This is a genomic window from Nocardioides potassii (assembly GCF_021648885.1).
Classification (GTDB): Bacteria; Actinomycetota; Actinomycetes; order Propionibacteriales; family Nocardioidaceae; genus Nocardioides; species Nocardioides potassii.
The window spans coordinates 107,506-122,318 of sequence record NZ_JAKJHZ010000011.1; the positions used below are offsets into that span (position 1 = coordinate 107,506).

General features: G+C 70.1%; 9 protein-coding genes. 8 read left to right on the top strand and 1 reads right to left on the bottom strand.

Annotated elements, in window-relative coordinates:
* Nucleotides 1-39 precede the first annotated feature (39 nt).
* From L2K70_RS18825 to glgB, 4 genes are all read left to right on the top strand, one after another.
* Nucleotides 40-2,007, top strand: coding sequence for an alpha-1,4-glucan--maltose-1-phosphate maltosyltransferase (locus tag L2K70_RS18825; RefSeq protein ID WP_236404833.1), 1,968 nt, complete (start codon nt 40-42; stop codon nt 2,005-2,007).
* 65 nt (nt 2,008-2,072) lie between these two features.
* A complete protein-coding gene (gene treS / locus L2K70_RS18830) occupies nt 2,073-3,818 on the top strand; it encodes a maltose alpha-D-glucosyltransferase (protein ID WP_236404966.1) in 1,746 nt (581 codons plus the stop codon).
* The gene (locus L2K70_RS18835; RefSeq protein ID WP_236404834.1) at nt 3,815-5,218 is read left to right on the top strand and encodes a maltokinase N-terminal cap-like domain-containing protein; all 1,404 of its coding nucleotides are present in this window, start codon (nt 3,815-3,817) and stop codon (nt 5,216-5,218) included. Before treS ends, L2K70_RS18835 begins: the two co-directional genes overlap by 4 nt.
* The gene (gene glgB, locus L2K70_RS18840; RefSeq protein WP_236404835.1) at nt 5,215-7,107 is read left to right on the top strand and encodes a 1,4-alpha-glucan branching protein GlgB; all 1,893 of its coding nucleotides are present in this window, start codon (nt 5,215-5,217) and stop codon (nt 7,105-7,107) included. Before L2K70_RS18835 ends, glgB begins: the two co-directional genes overlap by 4 nt.
* Before the next feature lie 27 nt (nt 7,108-7,134).
* On the opposite strand, the gene L2K70_RS18845 is transcribed toward glgB, so the two are convergent.
* Complete coding sequence (locus L2K70_RS18845; RefSeq protein ID WP_236404836.1) at nt 7,135-7,968, bottom strand: hypothetical protein; 834 nt, start codon at nt 7,966-7,968, stop codon at nt 7,135-7,137.
* Between the two features lie 194 nt (nt 7,969-8,162).
* On the opposite strand from L2K70_RS18845, the gene L2K70_RS18850 reads away from it, so the two are divergent.
* The 4 genes from L2K70_RS18850 (at nt 8,163) to ppdK (ending at nt 14,810) form a co-directional block, all read left to right on the top strand.
* Nucleotides 8,163-10,043, top strand: a complete 1,881-nt coding sequence (locus tag L2K70_RS18850) for a multicopper oxidase domain-containing protein (RefSeq protein WP_236404837.1) — start codon at nt 8,163-8,165, stop codon at nt 10,041-10,043.
* A gap of 223 nt (nt 10,044-10,266) precedes the next feature.
* Nucleotides 10,267-11,211: a type IV toxin-antitoxin system AbiEi family antitoxin domain-containing protein gene (locus L2K70_RS18855; protein ID WP_236404838.1), complete on the top strand. Its 945-nt coding sequence runs from the start codon at nt 10,267-10,269 to the stop codon at nt 11,209-11,211.
* 165 nt (nt 11,212-11,376) lie between these two features.
* Entirely contained in the window at nt 11,377-12,117 is a 741-nt protein-coding gene (locus tag L2K70_RS18860) for an NUDIX hydrolase (RefSeq protein WP_236404839.1), read from the top strand.
* 14 nt (nt 12,118-12,131) lie between these two features.
* Nucleotides 12,132-14,810, top strand: a complete 2,679-nt coding sequence (gene ppdK, locus L2K70_RS18865; RefSeq protein ID WP_236404841.1) for a pyruvate, phosphate dikinase — start codon at nt 12,132-12,134, stop codon at nt 14,808-14,810.
* Nucleotides 14,811-14,813: the final 3 nt, after the last annotated feature.

The following is a 14,813-nucleotide window of genomic DNA, read 5'->3' on the forward strand; positions in this document are numbered from 1 at the left end:
GTTCGCAAGTGTGGGGCCATGGTTGGACGCATACCCGTGATGGACGTTTCACCAGTCGTCGACCTCGGTCGGCTGTCCGCGAAGGCCACGGTCGGAGAGCCCCTGCCGGTGCGCGCCACCGTCTTCCGCGAGGGCCACGACCAGCTCGCGGCCGAGGTGGTGGCGATCGACCCGAAGGGCGTACGACGCGACCCGGTCCGCATGGTCGCCGAGGGCGAGGAGCCCAACCGCTACGTCGCCCACGTCACCCCTGACGTCGAGGGTGAGTGGACCTTCGAGATCCACTCCTGGTCCGACCCGATCGCGACCTGGCAGCACGACGGCGGCATCAAGATCCCCGCCGGCGTCGACGTCGAGCTGATGTTCACCGAGGCGCGGCTGCTGCTGGAGCGCGTGGCCGCCGGCGAGAAGCCGCTCGACAAGCAGGCGTCCGCTCTCGTGGCGGGAGCCATCGCCGCTGCGTCCGACACCGAGCGACCCGCCGCCGCCCGACTCGCCGCGCTGCAGGACCCCGAGCTGGAGGCCGTCCTCCTCGCGCACCCGCTGCGCGAGCTCACCACCGTGAGCGGCCCCTACCGGTTCCGTGCCGACCGCAACCGCGCGCTCTTCGGCAGCTGGTACGAGTTCTTCCCGCGCTCGGAGGGCGCGACGCGCGACGAGAAGACCGGCACGATCACCTCCGGATCGTTCAGGACGGCGATCAAGCGCCTCGACCGGGTCGCCGAGATGGGCTTCGACGTGCTCTACCTGCCGCCGATCCACCCCATCGGCGAGCTCAACCGCAAGGGGCCCAACAACACCCTCACGCCCGGTCCCGACGACCCCGGCTCGCCGTGGGCGATCGGCAGCAAGGACGGTGGCCACGACGCCATCCACCCCGAGCTCGGCACGTTCGAGGACTTCGACGCCTTCGTCGCCCGCGCCACCGAGCTCGGCCTCGAGGTCGCCCTCGACCTCGCGCTCCAGGCGGCGCCCGACCACCCGTGGGTGACCACGCACCCGCAGTTCTTCACCACCCGCGCGGACGGCACCATCGCCTACGCGGAGAACCCGCCCAAGAAGTACCAGGACATCTACCCGATCAACTTCGACAACGACCCCAACGGCATCTGCCGCGAGGTGCTGCGGATCGTGCGGCTGTGGATCTCCCACGGCATCAAGATCTTCCGCGTCGACAACCCGCACACCAAGCCCGTCGCGTTCTGGGAGTGGCTGCTGGCGGAGGTGCGCCGCACCAACCCGGAGGTGATCTTCCTGTCGGAGGCCTTCACCAGGCCGGCGATGATGCACGGCCTCGGCGCGGTCGGCTTCCACCAGAGCTACACCTACTTCACCTGGCGCAACAGCAAGCGCGAGATCGAGGACTACCTCCGCGAGGTGTCGTCGCAGTCCGACCACCTGATGCGGCCGAACTTCTTCGTGAACACCCCCGACATCCTGCCGACCTACCTGCAGTACGGCGGCCCGGCGGCGTTCAAGGTGCGCGCGGCGCTCGCCGCGACCGGCTCGCCGAGCTGGGGCGTCTACGCCGGCTACGAGCTCTTCGAGCACGTCGCCATCCGGCCGGGCGCCGAGGAGTACCTCGACTCCGAGAAGTTCCAGGTCCGCATCCGCGACTGGGACCGCCACGACGAGGAGGGCACCACGCTCGCGCCGTACCTCACCCGGCTCAACGAGATCCGCCGTCAGCATCCCGCACTGCAGCTGCTGCGCAACATCACGATCCACTGGAGCGACGACGACAACGTCCTGGTCTTCAGCAAGCGGGCCGCCCTGCCGGGCGGGGGCGACGACGTCGTGATCACCGTCATCAACCTCGACCCCCACGGAGCACGCGAGACGATGATCCACCTCGACATGGAGGCCCTCGGCCTGAGCTGGCACGACTCCTTCGTCGCCCACGACGAGATCACCGGTGCCGACTGGAGCTGGCACCAGCACAACTACGTGCGCCTCGACCCCGGGTACGAGCCCGCCCACATCATCAGCGTGAGGAGCCCCCGTTGACCGAGACCTCCCCCTCCCACTCCTCCCCCTCCCACTCCTCCCCCTCGCACTCCTCGTCCGCCCCGATGTCGGCCGACGCCGGCGCCGCGACGGCTGTGCTCAACTCCGAACCGGAGTGGTTCCGCACCGCGGTCTTCTACGAGGTCCTGGTCCGGTCGTTCCGCGACTCCAACGGCGACGGCACCGGCGACTTCAAGGGCCTGATCGAGAAGCTCGACTACCTCGAGTGGCTCGGCGTCGACTGCCTGTGGGTGCCGCCGTTCTTCACCTCGCCGCTGCGCGACGGCGGCTACGACGTCGCCGACTACAACAACATCCTCCCCGAGGCCGGGACGGTCGAGGACTTCCACGAGTTCCTCGACGCCTGCCACCAGCGCGGCATCCGCGTGATCATCGACTTCGTCATGAACCACACGAGTGACGCCCACCCGTGGTTCCAGGCGAGCCGGAGCGACCCCGAGGGCCCCTACGGGGACTTCTACGTGTGGTCCGACACCGACGAGCTCTACGAGGAGGCCCGGGTCATCTTCGTCGACACCGAGCCGTCCAACTGGACGTGGGACCCGGTGCGGCAGCAGTACTACTGGCACCGGTTCTTCCACCACCAGCCGGACCTCAACTTCGACAACCCGAAGGTCCACGACGCGATGCTGGACGCGATGGCGTTCTGGCTCGACATGGGCCTCGACGGCTTCCGCCTCGACGCCGTGCCGTACCTCTACGAGCGACCCGGCACGAACGGCGAGAACCTCAAGGAGACGCACGACTTCCTGAAGAAGTGCCGCCGGTTCGTCGACGACAACTATCCCGGTCGCGTGCTGCTCTGCGAGGCCAACCAGTGGCCGGCCGACGTCGTCGAGTACTTCGGGCCCGAGGAGACCGCGGACGGGCGCTGGATCGGCACCGAGTGCCACATGGCCTTCCACTTCCCGGTCATGCCGCGCATCTTCATGGCCGTGCGCCGCGAGTCGCGCTTCCCGATCTCGGAGATCCTCGAGCAGACCCCGGCGATCCCCGAGGGCTGCCAGTGGGGCATCTTCCTGCGCAACCACGACGAGCTCACGCTCGAGATGGTGACCGACGAGGACCGCGACTACATGTGGTCCGAGTACGCCCACGACCCGCGGATGAAGGCCAACATCGGCATCCGCCGACGCCTCGCGCCGCTGCTCGACAACGACGTCAACCGGATGGAGCTCTTCACCGCGCTCCTCCTCTCGCTCCCGGGCTCGCCCGTCCTCTACTACGGCGACGAGATCGGGATGGGCGACAACATCTGGCTCGGCGACCGCGATGGCGTGCGCACGCCGATGCAGTGGACGCCCGACCGCAACGCCGGCTTCTCCAACGCCACCCCCGGCAAGCTCTTCCTGCCGGCGATCCAGGACCCCGTCTACGGCTACCAGTCGGTCAACGTCGAGGCGCAGCTGGAGAACAGCTCGTCGTTGCTCCACTGGACCCGTCGCCTCGTCCACGCGCGGCGACGGCATCCGGCCTTCGGGCTCGGCGACTTCCACGACCTCGGCGGCTCGAACCCGAGCGTGCTGTCCTACGTGAGGGAGCATTCCCCCGAGGGAGCCGGACCCGACGAGCGCGACGTGATCCTCTGCGTCAACAACCTCTCGCGCTTCCCGCAGCCGGTCGAGCTCGACCTGCGCCAGTGGGAGGGCATGGTGCCGGTCGAGCTCCTCGGCGGCGTGCCGTTCCCCGCGGTCGGCGAGCTGCCCTACCTGCTGACGCTCGGCGGCTACGGCTTCCTCTGGTTGCGGCTGACCGAGCCCAGCAACACCAGCCAGGGGGTGGAGGGATGAGCGCGCCCCTGGACCACCTGCGCGGCTGGATCGAGCAGGCCCGCTGGTTCGGCGGCAAGGGCCGCAGCTGGAGCCTCGCCGGCGTGCGGCGGGTGGGTGACCTGCCCGACGCCCCCGACGGCCTGCGGGTCGCCATCGAGCTCGCCGAGGTCGCCTACGACGGCGGCACGACCGACTACTACCAGCTCCCGCTCGCCTACTACTCCGAGCCGCAGGACCGACTCGGGCACGCGCTCGTGGGTGAGTGGGACGGCGCGTTCGTCTACGACGCCGTGCACGACCGCGAGTCGATGGCGCTGTGGCTGGCGGCCTTCAACGCCCACGCGGTCGACCCGTCGAGCCCGTCCGACGTGCGCGGGGAGCTGATGTTCCACCGCCTCCCGGGCTACGACCTCGACATCGAGGCCCACTCGACGCTCTTCTCCGGGGAGCAGTCGAACTCCTCGGTCGCCTTCGGCGAGGACGCGCTGATGAAGGTGTTCCGCAAGGTCACCCCCGGCGTCAACCCCGACATCGCGATCCACCAGGTGCTCACCGAGGCCGGGTCGACGCACGTCGCCGCGCTCTACGGCTGGCTCGACCTCGTCGACGACGACGCCGACGGCACCGGCTCGACGATCCAGCTGGCCATGCTCCAGCAGTTCCTCCGCACCGCCAGCGACGGCTGGGACCTTGCGCTCGCCAGCGTGCGCAACCTCTTCGCGGAGGCCGACCTCCACGCCGACGAGGTCGGCGGCGACTTCGCCGGCGAGGCCGCCCGCCTCGGTACGGCGCTCGCGGAGGTGCACGCCGACCTCGCCGCGCACTTCCCGGTCGAGCACCGCGACGCCGACGCGACCTCCGCCCTGGCCACGGCGATGGAGGGGCGGCTCGACGCCGCGCTCGACGTCGTACCCGAGCTGGCGCCGCACGCGGACCGCCTCCGCGAGACGTTCGGCCGGCTCCGCGACCTGGACGGCATCGCCGTGCAGCAGGTGCACGGCGACCTCCACCTCGGTCAGACCCTGCGGACGTCCAAGGGCTGGAAGATCGTGGACTTCGAGGGTGAGCCCGCGAAGCCGCTGGCCGAGCGGCTGCTGCCGGACTCGGCCTGGCGCGACGTGGCGGGGATGATCCGGTCCTTCGACTACGCCCCGCGGGTCGTCGCGATGACCGCGGGCCCCGCGGTCGGGGACGAGGCCGACCAGCGGTCCTACCGTGCCGCCGAGTGGGCCGCCCGCAACCGGGCCGCCTTCCTCGATGCCTACACGACCGAGCTGGGTACTGCACTCGACGGCGAGGCCGGCACCCTGCTCGACGCCTACCTCGCCGACAAGGTCGTCTACGAGGCGGTCTACGAAGCACGCAACCGACCCGGATGGGTGTCCATCCCCCTGGCTGCACTTGAGGAGAGCCGATGACAGACCAGAAGAGCACCGACCCGTACGCGCCCGGTGAGCTCGACCTGCACCTGATCGGCGAGGGCCGGCACGAGGAGCTGTGGACCGTCCTCGGGGCCCAGGTCAGCGACACCGGCACGTCGTTCCGCGTCTGGGCGCCCAACGCGCTCGAGGTCCAGGTCGCCGGCGAGTGGGCCGGCTGGGACGGCTCCCGGCACCCGATGACGCGCCTCGACGGTTCGGGCGTCTGGCACGTCCACGTCGAGGGACCGGGCGTCGGCGCCCAGTACAAGTACCGGCTCCGCGGAGCCGACGGCCAGTGGGCCGACCGCGCCGACCCGCTGGCGCAGTACGCCGAGAAGCCGCCGAGCTCGGCCTCGCGGATCTGGCGCTCCGAGCACCAGTGGGGCGACGACGCCTGGATCGAGAAGCGTCGGACGAGCCAGCCGGTCGACGAGGCGATGTCGACCTACGAGGTGCACCTCGCGTCCTGGCGCAAGCACTACTCGGGCGAGCTCTACTCGTGGGACGAGATCGCCGACGCGCTGGTGCCGTACATCTCCGACCTCGGCTTCACGCACGTCGAGTTCATGCCCGTGATGCAGCACCCGTTCGGCGGCTCGTGGGGCTACCACGTGACGTCGTACTTCGCCCCCGACTCCCGCTTCGGCGACCCCGACGGCCTCAAGCGGCTGATCGACCGGCTGCACCAGGCCGGCGTCGGCGTCATCCTCGACTGGGTCCCCGGCCACTTCGCGACCGACGAGTGGGCACTGGCCAACTTCGACGGCACACCGCTCTACGAGGACCCCAACCCGCAGCGTGGGTGGCACAAGGAGTGGGGCTCCCACATCTTCAACTTCGGGCGCAACGAGGTGCGCAACTTCCTCTACGCCAACGCGGTCTACTGGCTCGAGGAGTACCACGCCGACGGCCTGCGGGTCGACGGGGTCGCGTCGATGCTCTACCTCGACTACGCCCGCGAGCACGGTGAGTGGTCGCCCAACAAGCACGGCGGCCGCGAGAACCTCGAGGCCGTGCAGTTCCTCCAGGAGATGAACGCCACCGTCTACAAGCGCGTCCCCGGCATCGTCACCATCGCCGAGGAGTCGACCGCGTGGCCGGGCGTCACCGGCCCCACCAGCGACGGCGGGCTCGGCTTCGGCTTCAAGTGGAACATGGGCTGGATGCACGACTCGCTCAACTACGTGGCCAAGGACCCGCTCTACCGCAGCCACCACCACGGGCAGATGACGTTCTCGCTCGTCTACGCCTTCGCGGAGAACTACGTCCTGCCGATCAGTCACGACGAGGTCGTCCACGGCAAGGGGTCGCTGCTGCGCAAGATGCCGGGCGACCGCTGGAAGCAGCTTGCCAACCTCCGCGCCTACCTGGCCTACATGTGGGCCCACCCCGGCAAGCAGCTGCTCTTCATGGGCTGCGAGTTCGGACAGGAGTCCGAGTGGGCCGAGAGTCGCGAGCTCGACTGGTGGCTGCTCGAGCACCCGGAGCACTCCGGGGTGCACGCGATGGTCCGCGACATGAACGCGACCTACAAGGAGTCGGGGGCCCTGTGGGGCCGGGACAACGACCCGTCCGGCTTCCAGTGGATCGACGCCAACGATGCCGGCCGCAACACGTTCTCGTTCATCCGCCGGGCGCCCGGCGAGCCTGACGTGGTGTGCGTGTCGAACTTCGCCGGGAACCCGCACGAGGGCTACCGGCTCGGCCTCCCGTCCGAGGGGACCTGGACCGAGGTGCTCAACACCGACGCCGGGTCCTACCACGGCTCCGGCGTCGGCAACCTCGGCAGCATCACGGCCACCAGGGGCGACCACCACGGGCAGCCGGCCTACGCCGACATCGTGGTGCCGCCCCTGGCGACGGTGTGGTTCCGCAAGGAGTCGTGACAGGAGTCCCGACCTGGGCCTGCGGCGTCAGGTCAGGTGGATCATCTCCAGCATGCCCATGAACGCGTGCGGCATGCCGCCCATGGTCGGGTCGGGGAAGAAGCACATGACCACGTACTGCCCGGGCGGCAGGTCGTAGTTCACGGTGACGCTCTTGCCGGGGCTGATCGACCCCGTCTCCAGGCCGGCGGGCAGGCCCCACGAGGGCTGGCCCTGGTCGCCGCTCTGGAAGTACTCGAGCACCTGGTCGGTCGTGGTGCCCTCCTGGACCTGCTGCATGGCGATGAAGTGCGGGACGCCCGTGTTGCCCCTGTTCTTGAACAGCAGGCGACCCTTCGCCGGCAGCGTCGACGAGCCGCCCCACGAGAGTCCGGCCTTGGCGATGATCCGGCCGTCGGTGCTGGGCGTCGCCGACTTCCGCTTCGCGCCCTTGACCATGATCGGGTCGCCGAGCACGACGCCCTTGTCGCCGAGGGAGAACGGCGTGTAGGACCCGGCCTTCGGCAGGACGAGCGTGCCCGAGCCCCCGCCCTCGAACCCGCCGAGGATGGTGGTGTTGGCGAGGGCGTGCTTGAGCGCCTTGACGTCGTTCTTCGCGCCGAACTTGTTGACGTCGGCGGCGAAGTCCGCGGCGTCGTACCCGCTCCTGAACATCGCGAGCTCGACGACGCCCTTGCCGGACACGCTCATCCGGACGCGACCGGGGCGCAGCTTGCTCGGGCCGCTGACCTTGATGGTCTTGCCCGTGAGGGTGGCGGTGAGCATCGGCGTCGCAGCACGCGACGACACCGAGACGGGCTTGGCGTTGGCCGTGCCCGGTGCGAGCAGGAGCGGCGAGCACACGAGTGCTGCCGCACCCACGAACGCCACCCCCCTGCGCAGTCTGTTGACCATCTGCATGGTGGACCGAACCTTTCTGGACTCGTGCCCGAAGCCCCGGGCAGCAGCCCATTGAAAGCACCATCCGTGGCTGTCGTCATCCGTAGATCTCCCGATGTCCAGACCACCGCGAAAAGGGTGTGGACGGTGGACGGAGGAGGGGCACACTCGTGCGGATGCGGGGAGAGATGCGCGCGCCGGCGCGCGCCAGGGGGCCGGCGCGGATCTGGGTCGGAGCCGCAGCCGTGGTGCTCGCGACGTCGGCGTTCGTGGCGTACGACGTCGGTGGCGCGCCCGATGCGCCGCGGAGCGCGGCCTTCGCCGAACCGGTGCGCAACGCCACCGTGGTGATCGAGCAGGGCGGCGCCCGCAAGGGCTTCGCGACCAAGGCCGTCACCGTCTCCGGCGGCGGCACCGTCACGGTGGTCAACCTCGACTCGATGGACCACACCTTCACCTCGGTCGCCAAGGGGGCCGACGGCCTGCCGCTGTTCGACGTCCGCGTCACCGCCGGCACGACCGCCACGGTGCCCGGCATCGAGGCGCTCGCGGCCGGCGACTTCGCGTTCTACTGCAAGTTCCACCCGGGCATGCGCGGCGTGCTCACCGTTGCCGGAGCCGGCGGCGGCGTCGAGCCCGAGCGCCCGACCTTCGACCAGCCGCTCGTGGTGCCGCCGACGGAGCGAGGCGCCGACGTACGGCTCGAGATGAGGCGGGCGCTCGTGCGCACCATGCCGGACGGCCCACGGACGTCGATGTGGACCTTCGACGGCACCTACCCCGGCCCCACCATCCGGCGCCGCGGCGGCCAGGGCACCCACGTCACCGTCGTCAACCACCTGCCCAAGGGCGCGGGCGCGACGTCCACGCACCTGCACGGCGACCACCACGCGGCGAAGGACGACGGGCAGCCCACCACGCAGCTCGTCCACCGGGGCCAGAGTCGGACCTACGACTACCCGCTGACCGTCGACGGCAAGGCGACCCCGGGCTCGTTCTTCTGGTACCACGACCACCGGATGGACCGCACCGCGCGCAACAACTGGCGCGGCCTGCAGGGCATGTTCATCGTGACCGACCCGCCGATGAAGGGCGTGCGGCTGCCGAGCGGCGCGCGCGACGTCCCGCTGATGATCTCCGAGCGCTCGTTCACCGCCGGCAACCAGCTCACGAACCCCTTCGCCGACGGACCGGAGATGGTGCACGGCTCGGGGCACGACGAGATGTCGTGGACCGGCGACCTCGCCCCGCCCAACGACGCCACCGTGGGGGACACGGTGCTCGTCAACGGTCGCGCGGCGCCTTACCTCGACGTGTCCGCCACCCGCTACCGGCTCCGCCTGCTGAACTCCTCGCCGTTCTCGAGCTACAACCTCACGCTCTCCGACGGCCGACCGATCCTGCAGATCGGGACGGGGAGCGGCCTGCTCCCCCGCGCGGTCGTCCGCTCCTCGGTGCTCCTCGGCCCGGCCCAGCGCGCCGACGTGATCGTCGACTTCAGCGGCGCGACCGGCAAGGACATCGTCCTCGAGTCGGTTCCTGCCGCGATCGGCAGCACGGGCGACGACGCCCGCGCGGCCTCCGTGATGGAGTTCCGGGTCGGTGAACGCGCGAGCGACCCCTCACGCCTCCCCTCACGCCTCCCCTCCCCCGCGCTGGTCTCGCCGGTCCCGAAGAAGGTCGCCAAGACCTGGACGTTCGGCCTGCACCAAGGGCACCACGGCAGCGCCTGGACCATCAACGGCGAGTCGTTCGACCCGACCCGCGTCGACCACCGCGCGAAGCTCGGCACCGTCGAGCGCTGGCGCTTCCGCAACACCAGCGACGTCACCCACTACGTCCACGTCCACGCCGAGCAGTGGCGCACCGTCCTGCGCGACGGCAAGGCGCCCCCGCCCTGGGAGCAGGGACTCGAGGACACCTGGCGCCTCGAGCCCGGCGAAGTCGTCGAGGTGGCCGCCCGCTTCACCGACTACACCGGCGCCTTCATGATCCACTGCCACATGCTCGACCACGAGGACCACGGGATGATGTCCCGCTTCGACGTCGTCCGCTGACGACATCTGTAGCTCCTTCACCATGGGATGTAGGCGAATGTGCACTTCCCTTCGTCAACTGACATGGGGAAGTGGACGGCGGCCAACATCCCATGGTGAGTGATCGCGAGCGATCCGGCCGGGTTCAGCCACGAGACGTCCACAGCGAGCAACCGGACGCGGTCGTCCACAGGGGCGCCGTACGACGGGTGCGTTGGCGCCTCGGTCGTCCGACGATCGCCGGATGGACGATCCGCTACGCGCCATCGCACTGGAGCTCGGTTTCTTCACCCGCGCCCACGCGCGGAACGCCGGCTATGACGACCGCGCCATCACCCGGGCAGCGCGTGCACGCGCGTGGCACCGGATCCGACGCGGTTACTACACGTTCCCCGACATCTGGTCGGGAGCGACCGACGAGGAACGGCACCTCATGACATGTCGAGCCGTGCTCGACTCGCTTGGTGACGCTGTCGCCCTGAGCCACACGTCGGGCTGCGTCGCCCAGCGGGTCGACGTCTGGGGCCTGCCACTGGACGTCGTACATGTCACGCGGCTCGACGGCGGTGCCGGCCGCATCGAGGCCGGCGTGGTCCATCACGAGGGCCTGGTCCTTGATCACGAGGTGAGCGAGGTCGACGGCATGCGCGTCCTCGCACCACAGCGTTGCACGCTCGAGGCGGGCTCTCTCGGCTCTCCGGAGGCCGCCCTCGTCCTGCTGAACTCGTGCCTCCATCGTCAGCTCTGCACGTCGGACGAGGTGTGCACCCAGTTCGACGTGATGGCTCACTGGCCGCACGTCCGACACCTTCACGTCCCGGTGCGGATGTGCACGGCGAAGGCGGAGTCGGTCGGCGAGAGTCGCGGGCTGTGGCTGTTCTGGACCCAGCACCTGCCGGCGCCGACGCTCCAGCACGAGGTGCACGACAGCGCCGGCCGCCTGGTCGGTCGCACTGACTACGCCTGGCTCAAGCACCGCGGGCTCGGCGAGTTCGACGGCAAGGTCAAGTACGGCCGACTCCTCAAGCCCGGTCAGCATCCGGGTGAGGTCGTCTTCGAGGAGAAGCGACGCGAGGACCTCCTGCGCGAGGCGACGGGATCGTGGATGGTGCGGCTCGTGTGGTCGGATCTCGACCACCCCGCCGAGACCGCGGCTCGCATCCGTCGGTTCCTCGTCCGCGCGAGCTGAGCCCATCGCCGTGTGCCCACGACCACGCGGTGGCCGTCCAGCATGGGATGGAGGCGAACATGCACTTCCCGGCGTCAACTGACATGGGTAGGTGTCCATTGACCGACATCCCATGGTGAACGATCACAGACGCGACCACCTCCGACGCCTCGCTAGGGTGGGAGAGTGCCGAGCCCCATCACCCTGACCTCCGCTGACGGGGTCGCTCGGCTGGAGTGGACGGGCGAGGTCAGCACCGACGAGCTGCGGCGGGTGGTCGCGGAGGCACTCACCGGGCACACCCGGGTCGAGACCCACGTCGCGAGCGACGACCCCGCCGGGCAGCGGGCGGCGACGTGGGCCGGCCTGCACCGCGAGGGCGTACGGCGTGGGGTGGGGGCGGACGGTGAGCCGCAGGACCGCATCGTCTACGCGCGCCTGGTGACGGACGCGCCGGTCAACGAGCCGGGCGGCTTCCGCGCGCTGCTCAACTCCTTCCTCCCCCGCAAGCGGGCGATCTCGCAGATGCTCATCCGCGACGCGGACGGCCGGGTCCTGCTGTGCCAGCTGACCTACAAGCGCGACTGGGACCTGCCCGGCGGCATCGTCGAGGTCGGCGAGTCACCGCGCACCGCCGTCCAGCGCGAGGTCGAGGAGGAGCTCGGGCTCGAGGTCGAGCCCGGCGGGCTGCTCCTCACCGACTGGCTGCCCCCGTGGGGTGGTTGGGACGACGCCGTCTGCCTCGTCTTCGACGGCGGCACCCTTGCTCCCGGGACCCTCGACGAGGTGGTCAAGCAGGAGCGGGAGATCCGTGACGTGCGCTTCTGCACCCTCGAAGAGGTGGACGAGCTGGCAGCCGACTTCACCGCCCGCCGCGTGCGGGCCGCAGTGGGCGGCGCGCAGCCGTATACGGAGTCCGGTCGCTGAGGCAGGATGCCTGCATGGCGTGGGTCTACGAATTCTCCGAAGGCAACAAGGACCAGAAGGACCTCCTCGGCGGCAAGGGTGCGAACCTCGCCGAGATGACGACGCTGGGCCTCCCCGTGCCGCCGGGGTTCACCATCTCGACCGAGACCTGCCGGGCCTACCTGGCGCTGAAGGAGTCCGGCGAGGGCGGTGAGCCGGAGGGGCTCGCCGAGGAGGTCACCGACCACCTCGGCCGGCTCGAGGCGGCGATGGACAAGCGGCTCGGTGACGCCGACGACCCGCTGCTGGTCTCGGTGCGCTCCGGCGCCAAGTTCTCGATGCCCGGGATGATGGAGACGGTCCTCAACGTCGGGCTCAACGACACCTCGGTCGGCGGCCTCGCGGCCCGCAGCGAGGACGAGCGCTTCGCGCAGGACTCCTACCGCCGGCTGCTCCAGATGTTCGGCGGCACCGTGCTGCACGTCGACTCCGAGCTGTTCTCCGACGCGCTCGACGAGGCGAAGAAGGCCAAGGGCACCGAGTCCGACCTCGACCTCGACGCCGACGACCTGCGCGGCCTGGTCGAGACCTTCAAGCAGATCATCAAGTCCGAGACCGGCCGCGACTTCCCCCAGGACCCGCGCGAGCAGATGGACCTCGCCATCCGTGCCGTCTTCGACTCGTGGAACACCGACCGTGCGCGGCTCTACCGCCGCCAGGAGCGCATCCCGGAGGACCTCGGCACGGCCGTCAACGTGCAGGCGATGGTCTTCGGCAACTTCGGCATGGACTCCGGCTCGGGCGTCGCGTTCACCCGCGACCCCGCCAGCGGCGCCCAGGGCGAGTACGGCGACTACCTGCAGAACGCGCAGGGCGAGGACGTCGTCGCCGGCATCCGCAACACCGTCTCGCTGGCCGACATGGCCGAGATCGACCGCCGGTCCCACGACGACCTGATGACGATCATGTCGCGGCTCGAGCGGCACTACCGCGACATGTGCGACATCGAGTTCACCGTCGAGCGTGGCAAGCTCTGGATGCTTCAGACCCGCGTCGGCAAGCGCACGCCCGAGGCGGCGTTTCGGATCGCGGTCCACATGGTCGACGAGGGCCTGATCCAGATGGACGAGGCGGTGCTGCGGGTCACCGGCGACCAGCTCGCGCAGCTGATGTTCCCCCGCTTCGACGAGAAGGCCGAGCGCACGCTGCTCGCGAAGGGCATGAACGCCTCACCCGGCGCGGCCGTCGGCAAGGCCGTCTTCGACTCCGACACCGCCGTCGAGTGGGCCGAGCGCGGCGAGGACGTGATCCTGGTGCGCAAGGAGACCAACCCCGACGACCTGCGCGGCATGGTCGCCGCCCGCGGCATCCTCACCAGCCGCGGCGGCAAGACCTCCCACGCGGCCGTGGTGGCCCGCGGCATGGGCCGGACCTGCGTCTGCGGCGCCGAGTCGCTCGACGTGGACACCAAGGCCAAGCAGTTCCGCGTGCGCGACGGAGAGACGATCGCCGAGGGGGACGTGATCTCGATCGACGGCACCACCGGCGAGGTCTTCCAGGGTGCCGTGCCGGTCGCGGACTCCGTCGTCGTACGCCACTTCGAGGGCGAGAAGCTCGACGACGACCTCGCCCACGCCGTCGCGCGGATCATGGCGCACGCCGACGGTGCGCGCCGGCTCCGCGTGCGGACCAATGCGGACACCCCCGAGGACGCCGCGCGCGCCCGCCGCTTCGGCGCGCAGGGCATCGGCCTGTGCCGCACGGAGCACATGTTCCTCGGCGAGCGGCGCGAGCTGGTCGAGAAGCTGATCGTCGCCGAGGACGAGTCCGGCGTCGAGGCGGCCCTCGCCGAGCTGCTCCCGCTCCAGCGCCAGGACTTCACCGAGATCCTCGAGGCGATGGACGGCCTGCCGGTCACCATCCGCCTGCTCGACCCGCCGCTCCACGAGTTCCTCCCCGACCTCACCGAGCTCAGCGTCGAGGTCGCGCTCGCCGAGGAGCGCGGCCAGGTCGACGAGCGCGCGGCGTCGCTGCTGACCCACGTACGACGTCTGCACGAGCAGAACCCGATGCTCGGCCTGCGCGGCGTGCGCCTCGGCATCCAGATCCCCGGCCTGTTCACCATGCAGGCGCGGGCGATCGCGGAGGCGGCCGCGGACCGGATGGAGGCCCACGGGACGCCGCTCCCGGAGATCATGGTCCCGCTGGTCGCGAGCGTGCGCGAGCTGGAGATCGTCCGGCACGTGCTCGAGGAGCAGGTCGCCGAGGTCGAGGAGCAGCGCGGCGTCAAGCTCGACATCGCGATCGGCACCATGATCGAGCTCCCGCGCGCAGCGTTCCTCGCCGACCGCATCGCCAAGGAGGCCGACTTCTTCTCCTTCGGCACCAACGACCTGACCCAGATGGGCTGGGGCTTCTCGCGCGACGACGTCGAGTCGTCGTTCTTCAGCCGCTACTTCGAGCACGGCATCTTCGACGTGTCGCCGTTCGAGTCGCTCGACCAGCTCGGCGTCGGCGGCATGGTCGAGATGGGCACCAAGAAGGGTCGCAAGACCAAGCCCGAGCTCAAGGTCGGCGTGTGCGGGGAGCACGGCGGCGACCCGAGGTCGGTCCACTTCTTCGACGACATCGGCCTGAACTACGTGTCGTGCTCGCCCTTCCGCGTGCCGGTCGCCCGCCTCGAGGCCGGACGCTCCGTCCTCGACAAGCGCTGACCG

Bases quoted from the DNA above. Each gene is read 5' to 3' on its own strand.
- L2K70_RS18825 (WP_236404833.1), top strand. From the start codon at position 40: ATGGACGTTTCACCAGTCGTCGACCTCGGTCGGCTGTCCGCGAAGGCC.
- treS (WP_236404966.1), top strand. From the start codon at position 2,073: ATGTCGGCCGACGCCGGCGCCGCGACGGCTGTGCTCAACTCCGAACCG.
- L2K70_RS18835 (WP_236404834.1), top strand. From the start codon at position 3,815: ATGAGCGCGCCCCTGGACCACCTGCGCGGCTGGATCGAGCAGGCCCGC.
- glgB (WP_236404835.1), top strand. From the start codon at position 5,215: ATGACAGACCAGAAGAGCACCGACCCGTACGCGCCCGGTGAGCTCGAC.
- L2K70_RS18850 (WP_236404837.1), top strand. From the start codon at position 8,163: ATGCGGGGAGAGATGCGCGCGCCGGCGCGCGCCAGGGGGCCGGCGCGG.
- L2K70_RS18855 (WP_236404838.1), top strand. From the start codon at position 10,267: ATGGACGATCCGCTACGCGCCATCGCACTGGAGCTCGGTTTCTTCACC.
- ppdK (WP_236404841.1), top strand. From the start codon at position 12,132: ATGGCGTGGGTCTACGAATTCTCCGAAGGCAACAAGGACCAGAAGGAC.